General features: G+C 44.2%; 14 protein-coding genes. 1 reads left to right on the forward strand and 13 read right to left on the reverse strand.

Features of this window, described 5'->3' with window-relative positions; translation table 11 throughout:
• Window positions 1–7: 7 nt before the first annotated feature.
• Window positions 8–1120 carry an alanine dehydrogenase gene (gene ald / locus OC530_RS01325; RefSeq protein ID WP_112443604.1) on the forward strand — a complete coding sequence of 371 codons (1113 nt, stop codon included), beginning with the start codon at window positions 8–10 and terminating at the stop codon, window positions 1118–1120.
• A gap of 56 nt (window positions 1121–1176) precedes the next feature.
• On the opposite strand, the gene OC530_RS01330 is transcribed toward ald, so the two are convergent.
• The 13 genes from OC530_RS01330 to proB form a co-directional block, all read right to left on the reverse strand.
• Window positions 1177–2172 carry a PhoH family protein gene (locus OC530_RS01330; protein ID WP_218764114.1) on the reverse strand — a complete coding sequence of 332 codons (996 nt, stop codon included), beginning with the start codon at window positions 2170–2172 and terminating at the stop codon, window positions 1177–1179.
• Window positions 2173–2256: 84 nt separating this feature from the next.
• Window positions 2257–2472, reverse strand: a complete 216-nt coding sequence (locus OC530_RS01335) for a YozE family protein (protein WP_001232085.1) — start codon at window positions 2470–2472, stop codon at window positions 2257–2259.
• 8 nt (window positions 2473–2480) lie between these two features.
• Complete coding sequence (gene cvfB / locus OC530_RS01340) at window positions 2481–3335, reverse strand: RNA-binding virulence regulatory protein CvfB (protein WP_001095445.1); 855 nt, start codon at window positions 3333–3335, stop codon at window positions 2481–2483.
• Window positions 3336–3394: 59 nt separating this feature from the next.
• Window positions 3395–3952 carry a ribosome recycling factor gene (gene frr / locus OC530_RS01345; protein ID WP_001262225.1) on the reverse strand — a complete coding sequence of 186 codons (558 nt, stop codon included), beginning with the start codon at window positions 3950–3952 and terminating at the stop codon, window positions 3395–3397.
• Between the two features lie 8 nt (window positions 3953–3960).
• Entirely contained in the window at window positions 3961–4698 is a 738-nt protein-coding gene (pyrH, locus tag OC530_RS01350) for a UMP kinase (protein WP_039704027.1), read from the reverse strand.
• Between the two features lie 59 nt (window positions 4699–4757).
• Window positions 4758–6101, reverse strand: coding sequence for a methylenetetrahydrofolate--tRNA-(uracil(54)-C(5))-methyltransferase (FADH(2)-oxidizing) TrmFO (gene trmFO / locus OC530_RS01355; RefSeq protein WP_262078870.1), 1344 nt, complete (start codon window positions 6099–6101; stop codon window positions 4758–4760).
• A 480-nt stretch (window positions 6102–6581) separates the two neighbouring features.
• Window positions 6582–7460 (reverse strand): 16S rRNA (cytidine(1402)-2'-O)-methyltransferase, encoded by an 879-nt coding sequence (rsmI, locus tag OC530_RS01360; RefSeq protein WP_262078871.1) that lies wholly within the window; start codon window positions 7458–7460, stop codon window positions 6582–6584.
• Window positions 7461–7462: 2 nt separating this feature from the next.
• The gene (gene yabA, locus OC530_RS01365) at window positions 7463–7780 is read right to left on the reverse strand and encodes a DNA replication initiation control protein YabA (RefSeq protein ID WP_000358228.1); all 318 of its coding nucleotides are present in this window, start codon (window positions 7778–7780) and stop codon (window positions 7463–7465) included.
• Between the two features lie 39 nt (window positions 7781–7819).
• Complete coding sequence (locus OC530_RS01370; protein ID WP_262078879.1) at window positions 7820–8710, reverse strand: DNA polymerase III subunit delta'; 891 nt, start codon at window positions 8708–8710, stop codon at window positions 7820–7822.
• A complete protein-coding gene (gene tmk / locus OC530_RS01375) occupies window positions 8707–9345 on the reverse strand; it encodes a dTMP kinase (protein ID WP_055387713.1) in 639 nt (212 codons plus the stop codon). The genes OC530_RS01370 and tmk overlap by 4 nt, the downstream gene beginning before the upstream one ends.
• 113 nt (window positions 9346–9458) lie before the next feature.
• Window positions 9459–10256 (reverse strand): pyrroline-5-carboxylate reductase, encoded by a 798-nt coding sequence (proC, locus tag OC530_RS01380; RefSeq protein ID WP_055387714.1) that lies wholly within the window; start codon window positions 10254–10256, stop codon window positions 9459–9461.
• Between the two features lie 3 nt (window positions 10257–10259).
• The gene (locus OC530_RS01385) at window positions 10260–11522 is read right to left on the reverse strand and encodes a glutamate-5-semialdehyde dehydrogenase (RefSeq protein ID WP_262078884.1); all 1263 of its coding nucleotides are present in this window, start codon (window positions 11520–11522) and stop codon (window positions 10260–10262) included.
• 9 nt (window positions 11523–11531) lie between these two features.
• Complete coding sequence (gene proB, locus OC530_RS01390) at window positions 11532–12641, reverse strand: glutamate 5-kinase (RefSeq protein ID WP_262078887.1); 1110 nt, start codon at window positions 12639–12641, stop codon at window positions 11532–11534.
• Between the last annotated feature and the right edge of the window lie 15 nt (window positions 12642–12656).

The raw sequence follows: 12656 nt of genomic DNA on the forward strand, positions 1-12656 counted from the left end.
TTTCTCTATGTTAATCGGAATTCCAAAAGAAATTAAGAATAATGAAAACCGTGTTGCCCTCACACCTGCTGGTGTCCACAGTTTAGTCGGTCGTGGTCATCGCGTCCTTATCGAAACAAATGCTGGTCTCGGTTCTGGCTTTACTGATGCTGACTATCAAAAGCAAGGAGCTGAAATTGTCGCTACTGCTGGTGAAGCCTGGGCTGCAGAGTTGGTCGTGAAAGTAAAAGAACCACTAGATTCTGAATATGGTTACTTACGTGACGACCTGCTTCTCTTCACCTACTTGCACATGGCCGCTGCTCCAGAATTAGCAGATGCTATGTTGGAATCAAAAACAACTGGGATTGCCTATGAAACTGTCCGTGATTCCCAAGGTCAATTACCACTCCTCGTTCCTATGAGTGAGGTTGCAGGCCGTATGGCAGTCCAAATCGGTGCTCATTTCCTAACTAAGCAAGCAGGAGGTTCTGGCGTTCTACTGGGTGGTGTACCGGGTGTACCTAAAGGGAAAGTAACCATCATCGGTGGCGGTGTCGTAGGGACCCATGCTGCCCGCATCGCTTTAGGATTGGGAGCGCAAGTGACCATCCTTGATATCAGTGCTAAACGTCTCTCCGTTTTAGAGGAGGTCTTTGGTCACCAAATTCAAACTCTTATGTCAAATTCTTTCAACATCGAAGCCAGTGTGAGAGATGCGGATGTGGTGATCGGAGCGGTTCTCATCCCAGGTGCCAAGGCACCAAAACTGGTCACAGATGAGATGGTCAAGCAAATGCGTCCAGGATCAGTCATCGTTGACGTTGCTGTTGACCAAGGTGGTGTTATCGAGACAGCTGACCGTGTGACAACGCACGATGAGCCTGTCTATGAAAAACACGGTGTGCTCCACTATGCCGTTGCCAACATCCCAGGTGCTGTAGCCCGTACTTCAACCATTGCCCTAACCAATGTCACTCTTCCTTATATCGAAACTTTGGCTGGTAAAGGTTTTGTACAAGCAATCTCTGAAGATGAGGGCTTGCGCCAAGGTGTTACTACTTATCAAGGTTACTTAACCAGTCTTCCAGTAGCCCAAGGTCTCGATAAAAAACATACTCCAATTGATGAACTAATCTAAAAAATCTAATTATCAGATAAAAGAAAGAGCAATTCCACCTGAACTGCTCTTTTTTGCTATTCTGTTTTTTCTTGGACTTCTTCACGCTCTTCATTTTTAACTGGAGCTGGTTCATAAGCTCGGATAATCTGAGCGACAACTGGATGGCGAACCACATCCTTGGCTGAAAAATGAACAAAGTCAATCTGGTGAATGTTCTTGAGCTTTTCTTGGGCATCAATCAAACCGGACTTGACGTTACGCGGAAGGTCAATCTGACTGATATCTCCATTGACAATCATCTTAGAATTAAAGCCTAAACGCGTCAAGAACATCTTCATCTGCATGATGGTCGTATTTTGCGCCTCATCGAGAATGACAAAGGCATCATCCAAGGTTCGTCCACGCATATAGGCAAGGGGCGCAATCTCGATAATTTCACGCTCCATGAGACGAGTCGTTTGGTCTTTTCCCAGAATCTGATACAAGGCATCATAAACAGGTCTAAGGTAAGGATCCACCTTCTCCTTGAGATCTCCCGGAAGAAAACCTAGACTCTCGCCAGCTTCCACTGCCGGGCGTGTTAGGATAATCCGCTTAACCTGACCACGTTTAAGAGCTGTCACTGCCAAGGTCACTGCAAGGAAGGTCTTCCCTGTACCTGCTGGCCCAATTCCAAAGGTCACATCATGCTGTTTAACACTGTCCACATAAAGTTTTTGCCCTAGGGTTTTGACACGAATAGGTTTACCAGTATTATCCTTGATAATTTCTTCTTCGTAAAGGGCGACAAACTTGTCGATTTCATCGTTTTTGACCATGCTAATCGCAGTCACCACATCTGGCGTACCAACGGTCATCCCACGGTTCACCAAGACCATGAGAGCTTGAATAACCTGACGAGCTTCCTCGCAAGCAGACTCTTCTCCCAAAACCTGGACAATCTCCGTACGAGCATGAATCACCACATCAAGCTCTTCTTCCATCAAACGAAGATGGCGTTCATTGGAACCAAAAAGATGAAACAGGTCATCTGGATGACTCAGTTGAATGTCTATTGAATGTTCCTTCAAATAAAGAACCTCTCTAATCCTTTTATTTCTTTTTATTATAGCAAAGGGGTGGAGAAATTACTAGCCCAAACCCAGTGAATCATGCTAGTGTTCTAAATATTCTTGCCAAATGCTGTCAAAGTCTCCTAGGTTAAAAGAGAAACTGGCATGTTCCTCCAAAAAGCGACTCACCTCATCAAAATCATCTGTGTGTTTTGGGAAGGCTGACTCCTCAAAAGCTAGGTCTGCCAAGATAGCTTTGGGACTGTTACTTTTAGGATTTCGCTCGGTCATGAGCCAAGTGTAAAATGATTTTCTCATATATCTCCCTAAATCAACTCTGTACCAAACTGATCCTGCTTGATTTTACCAGCCTTCATCAAGCCACCGAGTGCTTTCTTGAACTGACCTTTAGAAATACCAAAGGTTGCCTTGATGTCGTCTGGAGATGACTTATCATTTAAGGTCATGAAACCGCCATTGCTTTCCAAATAAGTCAAAATCATCTGAGCATCATTTTCCAACATTTCAAAAGAACGTGGTTTGAGGGAGAGGTTCAAGGTACGGTCCACTTCACGGAACCCAATGACACGCGCATCTAAGACTTGACCCAAACGTGGCTCTGCATAGCGTTCGCTAGGATGGATAAAGCCAAGCATGTTATTTTCTGGCAGGTAAACAAAAGTTCCTGACAGCTTGAGGCGGTATACAATGGCTGGCCAGTTTTGGTTCTGCATGTTGTTGTAGGCAGGACGAGCTAGACGTTGAAAGTCTTCTTGATAAGCCAAGAGGCCCCAGATACGGTCTTTCTTGTCCACTTCAAGACGGATGTAGAGTTGATCACCCTTCTTAGGCCAAAGTTCCTTAAGCTCAGGGAGAATATCGAGTGACACAACGATTTCCTTGTCAGGAAGGCCTGTATCCACAAAGACACCCAAATCCTTACGAACCTCTGTGACACGGCCCCAACCAAATTGGTCCTGAGTTGCAGTCACTTCTAGAGTGGTCAAGCGGAGCTTTTGCTTCATATCTGTATAGGCGAAACCTTTAACCGTATCCCCTACTGTATGCTGACCTTCTTCCTTAGCAAGAGCATAGGTTTGACCATCCTTTTGCACAAAGTAAAAACGGTCATTTTCATCGATGATGAGTCCAACGATAAAACTTGCAAGATTTGTATTCATATTTCCTTCTTTCGAATAAAACTCAGCCAGCAATGCCAACTGAGTTTTTCTGTTTATTTTTAGACTTCCAAGAGTTCTTTCTCTTTGTTGGCAGTCATGTCGTCGATGTGTTTAACAGCATCGTCTGTTACTTTTTGAATGTCTTTTTCAAGAGTCTTCAATTCGTCTTCAGTGATTTCTTTTGCTTTTTCTTGTTTCTTAGCTTCGTCCATAGCATCACGACGGATATTGCGGACAGCCACTTTAGCATTTTCGCCGACCTTCTTCACTTCTTTAGCAAGGTCACGACGAGTTTCTTCTGTAAGAGCAGGGATAACCAAGCGAATCACAGAACCATCGTTAGCTGGTGTGATACCAAGATCAGAAGCGTTCAAGGCACGTTCGATGTCTTTCAATGAAGACTTGTCAAATGGTGTTACCAACAAAACACGCGCTTCTGGAATCGTAATTGAAGCGATTTGGTTAAGAGGAGTTTCTACTCCATAGTATTCTACATGTACACGGTCAAGCAAACTTGCATTGGCACGGCCTGCACGGATACCACCAAATTCACGAGCAAGTGATTGGTGAGACTGGGTCATTCTCTCTTTAGCTTTTTCAATAATTGCGTTAGCCATAATCTTTCTTATTCCTTTTCTTCGATATTATTTGAAACTGTTGTTCCGATATTTTCACCAAATACGACACGTTTGATGTTGCCTGGTTGGTTCATGTTGAAGACAACCAAGTCAATGTCGTTATCCATTGAGAGGGTTGAAGCTGTTGAGTCCATGATACGAAGACCTTTATTGATAACGTCACGGTGGGTCAATTCTTCAAATTTAACAGCTGTCTTGTCCTTCTTAGGATCGGCATTGTAAACACCATCTACGCCATTTTTAGCCATAAGGATAGCATCCGCTTCGATTTCAGCTGCACGAAGGGCCGCTGTTGTATCTGTTGAGAAGTAAGGTGAACCAATTCCGGCACCAAAGATAACGATACGGCCTTTTTCAAGGTGACGAAGGGCACGTCCACGGACATAAGGCTCTGCCACTTGTTGCATGGCAATAGCTGTTTGCACACGTGTATCAACCCCAACTTGTTGCAATGAATCTGCCATCACAAGAGCATTCATAACAGTCCCAAGCATTCCTGTGTAATCTGCCTGAACGCGGTCCATTCCTGCCTCTGCAGCAGGTTCTCCACGCCAGAGATTTCCTCCACCAATAACAAGGGCAATTTCGATACCTAAGCTATGAACTTCTTGAATCTCTCTTGCGATTGTTTGAACTGTTTGGATATCAATCCCTACGCCACGTTCACCGGCAAGGGCTTCACCTGATAACTTGATTAAAATACGTTTATACTTGGGATTCGCCATTTTCACTCTCCTTCTTTTATCCTACCTATTTTATCACAATTTCTAAGATTTTTATAGTATCATGAGCAAATCTTTGAAAAAAATTCCTCTAAGTCGCTAAGAGCACGCTCTGCAATTTTTTCATAACGAGCCTTCTTATCACGGATACGCTCGCCTTCTAACTCCTTGATAATCCCAAAATTGACATTCATCGGTTGGAAATGTTTGCTGTCCGCATGGGTGATGTAATGAGCTAGACTTCCAATCGCTGTTGTCTCTGGGAAAATAGCCTCACTTTCTCCCTTGAAAAGACGAGCCGCGTTAATTCCCGCAACTAAGCCTGAAGCCGCTGACTCTACATAGCCTTCCACACCCGTCATTTGACCAGCAAAGAAGAGGTTTGGCTGTTTCTTGGAGCGATAGGTTTGCTCAAGAAGATTTGGTGAATCCATGTAAGAATTGCGGTGCATAACACCATAACGGACAAATTCCGCATTTTCAAGACCTGGAATCATTTGGAAGACACGCTTTTGTTCTCCCCATTTGAGGTGGGTCTGGAAACCAACAATATTGTAGAGGCTACCAGCTGCATTATCCTGACGAAGTTGCACAACCGCATAAGGTGTTTTGAATTCTCCATCACGAGGTCCTGTGTAGTCGTCCGGATACTCAAGACCCACTGGTTTCATAGGACCATAAAGCATGGTTTTAATACCACGTTTGGCCATGACTTCAATTGGCATACAACCTTCAAAGTACTTTTCTTTTTCAAAAGAATTAAGCGGTGCTTCTTCCGCATTGACCAAGGCTTCATGGAAATCCATGAACTCTTGCTTGGTCATTGGGGCATTGAGGTAGGCAGCTTCTCCCTTGTCATACCGAGACTTGAGATATACCTTGCTCATATCTATAGTATTGACATCGATAATCGGCGCTGCCGCATCGTAGAAATAGAAACCATCGCCGTCATTAAGAGCATGAATCTTTTCAGCCAGAGCATCGCTGGTCAAAGGACCAGTAGCGACAACTGTGATAACATCTGTCGGCAATTCTGTAATTTCATCACGAACCACTTCAATCAAGGGATGGTTGGCAACTTTTTCGGTCACCATTTGAGAGAAACCATCACGGTCCACCGCAAGTGCACCTCCTGCAGGAACACGGGTTGCTTCAGCAGATTCCAAGATAACTGAACCCAAGCGACGCATTTCTTCCTTGAGGAGCCCAACGGCATTTGTCAAAGCATCCCCACGAAGAGAATTGGAACAAACCAACTCAGCAAAATTGTTTGTTTTGTGTTGAGGTGTTGACTTGACACCACGCATTTCATAAAGTTTAACTGGAATACCACGTTCTGCGATTTGGTAGGCTGCTTCAGAACCTGCCAAACCAGCACCGATAACATTGATATAAGATTGAGACACGACACTAATACCTCTTTGGGAGTGTGAAGACAAGGTTCACATTGAAAAAGCCAATCAAACTTAAGAGTTTTCGAATTTCTTGGCTCAGGCTGAAAAAGTCCACAGGACTTACTTCGCTTTCGAATTTCTTGGCTCAGGCTGAAAAAGTCCACAGGACTTACTTCGATTTCGAATTTCCTGGCTCAGGCTGAAAAAGTCCACAGGACTTACTTCGATTTCGAATTTCCTGGCTCAGGCTGAAAAAGTCCACAGGACTTACTTCGCTTTCGAGTTTCTTGGCTCGGGCTGAAAAAGTCCACAGGACTTACTTCGCTTTCGAGTTTCTTGGCTCAGGCTGAAAAAGTCCACAGGACTTACTTCGCTTTCGAGTTTCTTGGCTCAGGCTGAAAAAGTCCCCCAGACTTTTTCACTCCCACAAATCTTTCTAATTTTTTCTTCTACTAGTATAACAAAAAAAGGGAAGAAGGCAAACTTCCCTGTTTAGTCATTTTCTTGATTTTCTTCCCAATCGTGATAGGCAGCGTAGAGCTGGCTTTTATTCCACTGGTAAATCTTAGCGACTTCCTTGATAGCTTGATTTTTCTTCATGCCTTGCTGGATACGGGCTTGGATTTCTAAGAACAAGTCCTCCTCGTCTTTTTCCTCCACATCCTGACTGGCACCTTCAACGATGAGAAGGCATTCGCCCTTGAGTGACGTTTCAGCTATGCTTTTCAGCAATTCCGAAATGGTACCTCTTTGGTATTCTTCATAGATTTTGGTCAATTCTCTGACCAATACGACCGAGCGGTCACCATAGACTTCTAGCATATTTTCCAACGTATATGCCACACGATGGGGAGATTCATAGAAAATCTGAGTTTCAGGATAATCTTTTTTCGAGTCGAAAAATTGCTTTTGCTGGCCTGATTTTCTCGGTAAAAAGCCGTAAAAGATATGTGGCTGTGGCGCTAAACCACTGGCAATCAAAGCAGAAATTCCTGCAGAGGCACCCGGAACAGTCACAACCGCAATTTCTTCCTCAATGGCTGCCTTAACCAAATCATGACCAGGGTCTGAGATGCTAGGCAGACCCGCGTCGGATACCTGAGCAATGCTTTGTCCTGCTTTCAGGAAACCAATCAAATCGGGAATTTTTTCCTTGGCATTGTGCTCATGAAAACTAATCTGCTTAGTAGAAATGTCAAAATGCTTGAGCAGAAGACCTGTATTGCGCGTGTCCTCAGCCGCAATCCAGTCAACTTCTTTCAAGGTCTGAATAGCTCGAAAGGTCATATCATCTAAATTGCCAATCGGCGTTGCCACTAGATACAGCTTGCCATAGGGAGACTGCCCCTTAAAACTTTTTTGAATCTGCATGCCTACTCCCTGTATAACAACTCGTCACAGAACATACATTCCTCGTCCTGCTCTCGACGTTGTCCATAAAAATCATTACAAACGTGAAATCCATCTCGGTAAATGCGACGGACACTTTCGCGAACATGTTTAGCCTTGACGGGAGCATCTGCTTCCACCTCACCCAAGCGTTCACGCAACTTACTATTTTCCAAGCGAAGAGCTGTATTTTCCTCTACCAGGCTCTTGAGATTTTTCTTGATGGCTTCCACATCGGCCAAGGTTACCAATAACTGTTGGGAAAAATCATCCAGCGCGTCAAATAATTCTTTTTTGTCCATAAAACAGCCCTTTCCTTTCTTTATCATTCATTTTTGAGTTTATATTTCTTTCAAAGCCAGATATTCCATGGCATTTTGAAAGCTGACATTAGCTTGCCACATTTTTCTAGCTTCTAGCAAATCTTGTAGAATCACCCTTACTCTTGCTTGTAGGATATCTTGTCCACAGAGGACTTCAAGAATCCGTAAAACCTGATCTTGTTTTTCCTTATCATCTGCCAAGCTAGCTAGTTTGGCAACTTGCAAATAACTTTCTTTTTTCTTAGCCACTAACCAAGTCAGCAGGCGTTCACTTTCATCGACCAAGGTCCAAAAACTTGCCTGATTAGCCAACTTTTCTGCTTCAGCTCGCGATTGACTAAACTGGGCTAAAAGAGTTGCTTTTTTCTTGACCAGTCCCATTTGTTCTAAGAGTAAGATGAGTTGCTCTTCTTGCTTTTTAAAGTGGAAAATCTGGGTTCGACTGCGGATGGTCGGTAGCATCTTCTCCTCATCACTGGTCAAGAAGAAAATATAAACCTCACTCTGGGGTTCTTCGATGACCTTGAGCAGAGAATTAGCTGCATTAGGATGCATTTTCTCAGCTTGCCCGATAATAAAGACCTGCTGCTGGCTTTCAATCCCTGCTTGGGAAAACTGTCCCACCAATTCTCGAATCCGTTCTGTCTTGATGACATGATTGACTGGCTTAATCAAGGTAACATCGGGAAATTCTCCCTGTTCAATCAGCTTACAATTTCGGCATTTCTCACATGGTAAAACACCTACTTTATCCGTGCAAAAGAGACTTTTAGCCAAAAATTGCGCCATTTCCAAGCTTCCAAAGAAACCTGAAAAGAGGTAGGCATGATTGAGCTGGTCTTGCTCCAAGATACGGACAAAGCGGTCAAACTGGGCTGGTTGCCAAGCCTTTAGTTGATCTTGTTTCATTTAGCTAATCCCATTCTATCAAACAAGACAGCCTTGGTAGTTTCCACAACTTGCTCCAAAGGAAAACTAGCATCAATCTTGACTATGCGATTTCCTTCTTTGTCCAGAAGAGAAAGGTAGCCTTGACGAACTTTTTTATGCAAGTCCAACCCTTCCAAGTCCAAACGATTGACCTCACGATTGCTATTAGCAGCAATGCGAGCTAGTCCTTCTTCCACCTCGATGTCAAAATAGAGTGTCAAATCGGGTTTAAGGCCGTCTGTCGCAAAGTGATTGAGCCAATCAATGGCGTCAATATCCAAGCCACGACCAAATCCCTGATAGGCAACGGAACTATCGATGAAGCGGTCCATAATGACCAACTTGCCAGCTTCAAGTGCTGGGAGAACTTTTTCCACCAAGTGCTGTCTGCGACTAGCAATATAAAGAAGCAACTCTGTCTTCGCATCCATCTGAGTATGACTTGGATCCAAAATTACTTCCCGAATCTTCTCCCCGATCAAGACTCCTCCAGGTTCACGGGTCGTCAGCACCTCTACTCCTTTTTCCTCTAAAATTGGGAGCAGAGCCTCTAAAACACTGGTCTTTCCTGCTCCCTCTGGTCCCTCAAGAGAGACTAAAAATCCTTTTGACATGTCTAACTCATTTCTTTTTTACTACTTCTATTCTATCAAAAAAATAGGGGTTTGTGACAATCTTTTTGTCTTCTCATTTCAGCCACCATAAAAGAGGCAGTCAAAGCCACCTCTTATTTACCTAGTTCTTGTGTTCGTTTATAGGCTTGATGAACTGCATCCATGACTGTTCCTCGAAAAGCATGCGCTTCTAAGCTTGCTACACCAGCGATAGTTGAACCGCCTGGGCTACAAACTTGGTCTTTCAATACTCCAGGATGTTGCTGACTTTCAAGGACCAATTGACCTGCTCCAATAACTGTTTGAGCTGCCATTTGTAGAGCAGTTTCTCGTGGCAATCCTGTCTGAACACCTGCATCCGCCAAAGCTTCAATGAAAAGATAGACAAAGGCTGGTCCACAACCTGCAAGACCTGTCGCCGCGTCGATTAAGCCTTCACTGATTTCAAACAATAAACCGGCATGTTGTAAAAGTTGACAAAAGACTTCCTTATCATCTGCTTGGCAGTTGGCTGACAAGGTATAACTAATGACTCCTTGACCGATAGAAACTGGAGTATTGGGCATCATACGAATAATTCTGTGCTGACTTGGAAGAAGACTTGCTAGTTTTTCCAAGGTCAATCCAGCTGCCATCGAAATCAAAAGAAGACTCTCTCGTTTTTCAAGAATGGTCTGATATTGAGAAAGTAAATCTGAGAACTGAGCTGGCTTAACACCTAGAAAAATCACATCTGCTTCTGCAAAAATTTCTTCGTTGCTGGAAGCCTGACCACCAAAGTCTGCAATGAAAACATCTACCTTGGCTTGACTACGATTGGCAAGGAGAATCTGATCACCCGTCTTGGCCTGCAAGACAGCCTTGGCCAAACTAGCACCCATATTCCCCAAGCCGATAAATCCAATCTTCATCTCTTACTCCCTTATCTGCCCATCACCAGCAACCACATACTTGTAGCTGGTCAACTCTTTTAATCCCATTGGACCACGCGCGTGCAGTTTCTGAGTAGAAATTCCCATTTCACAACCAAGTCCAAATTGGCCACCATCGGTGAAACGAGTTGAGGCATTGACATAAACCGCTGCAGAGTCCACTTGATCTGTAAAGTAAGCCGCAGCTTCAGCATTTTCCGTCACAATGGCATCCGAATGATGGGTACTGTGGGCTTCAATATGCGCGACCGCTTCTTCTAAACTGCTCACAACCTTAACAGCTAGGACATAGTCTAAAAACTCGGTGTCAAAGTCTTGAGCCTCAGCTGCTTGACCTGAAACAAACTGACTTGCTTTCTCATCCAAGCGGAATTGAATTGGTTCCAGACCAGCTTCTTTTCGATCTGCAACCAGCACTTGCTCCAAGCGAGGAAGGAAGCTTGCTGCCTTGGCTTCATGAACTAGCAAAACCTCCATGGCATTGCAGACAGAAGGACGACTGGTTTTAGCATTGTTGATAATAGACAGTGCCTTATCTTCATCTGCATCCTTGTCCGCATAAACATGGACAATGCCTGTTCCTGTCTCGATAACTGGTACAATAGCATTTTCAACCACAGCATTGATCAAGCCAGCCCCTCCACGAGGAATAAGCAGGTCTAGATAGTCCTTGGCCTTCATCATAGCATAGCTACTTTCTCGGCTAGTATCTTCCACTAGTTGAATCACATCTGGGTGAATGGTCGTTGTCTCTAAGCCCTTTTTCAATGCTGTGACAATAGCATGGGCAGTTTGATAGGCATCCTTACCACTACGAAGAACAACTGCATTTCCACTCTTGAGAGCCAAAGCAGCTGCATCAGACGTCACATTTGGACGGCTTTCATAGATAATACCGATAACCCCCATAGCCACACGTTTTTTGGTGATAACCAAACCATTTTCAAGATGACTTGTTTCTAAAACTTCACCGATTGGATCTGGTAAAGCAACCACTTCACGAATCCCAGTTGCCATCGATTCTATACGACTTGCATCCAAATAAAGACGATCCAGCATCACATCTGAGATTTTGCCCTTTGCTGCTTCCATATCGAGGGCATTGGCAGCTAAAATTTCCTCAGTAGCTACTAATAAATGATCAGCCATGGCTAGCAAGGCTTGGTTTTTCACCTCTTCACTAGCTGTGTTAATCGATTTTTTAACAGCCTGTACCTGTTCAAATTGTTCTTGTGTACTTACCATAGTTTACCTCTAAAATTCTGTAAAGAGTAGTTGGATTTCAGGAGTAATGGAAATCCAGTCATCACGGTGAATCAAGACCCCCTTAGCTTTTTGAGAACGCAACATATCCTCCAAAGCAGATGCACCAAATTGCACACGCCCTTTTCCAAGTGATTTTCCACTTTCCTTGTCAAATACTGTCACAATATCACCGTAAGAAAAGGCGCCTTCTGCTTCAACAATACCAGATAAGAGAAGACTCTTTCCATGTTGGGAGAGAGCTTCCGCAGCCCCTTTATCAACCCAAATAGAACCTTGACTCTGAGCATAGAAGGCCAGCCATTGTTTCTGGGTACGAAGCCCCTTCTCTTGAGCAACAAAGTAGGAACCATCCTGAGTCTCCTCCGCTGCTTCAATCATGGCATCTGCCTTCAAAGATGAGCAGATATAAACAGGAACTCCTGATTCTGTCGCAATAGTGGCAGCCTTGATTTTTGTTAGCATGCCCCCAGTTCCGTTTGACGAACCAGCTCCACCGGCCATATCGATAATCTCACGATTGATGGTCTCAATTCGCTCCAAGCGTTTGGCTCTTGGATCTGAATTAGGATTTCCAGTATAGAGGCCGTCCACATCTGTCAAGAGAACCAAAAGGTCTGCTTGGACCATAGCCGCCACCTGGGCACTTAGAGTATCATTGTCCCCAACCTTGAGCTCATCAATAACGACACTGTCATTCTCATTGATGATAGGAATCGCGCCACGGCTAAGTAGAACTGACAAAGCCTGATGGGCATTTTTATAACGGCGCTTATCCACAAAGTCATCCTGGGTCAGCAAGATTTGGGCAGAAACGATTTGGCGCAAGAGAAGATTGGTCGTGTATTCTTCCAACAAAAGCCCCTGCCCTACCGCTGCTGAAGCCTGTTTATCAGCAATCTTAGTCGGACGCTTTTTAAATCCTAAGGCTCCAAAACCTGCCGCAATAGCACCCGACGACACCAAAATCAATTCATGACCAGCCTCGTGCAGCATAGCCAACTGCTGGGTAATAGCCTTTACCTTACTACGTGATAAACTTCCATCCTCATTCGTCAGAGAAGAAGTCCCCACCTTAAAGACAATCCGTTTGTATTTCATAGTCTCACTCCGATT

It is taken from the genome of Streptococcus sp. Marseille-Q5619, from assembly GCF_946901205.1.
Taxonomy (GTDB): Bacteria; Bacillota; Bacilli; order Lactobacillales; family Streptococcaceae; genus Streptococcus.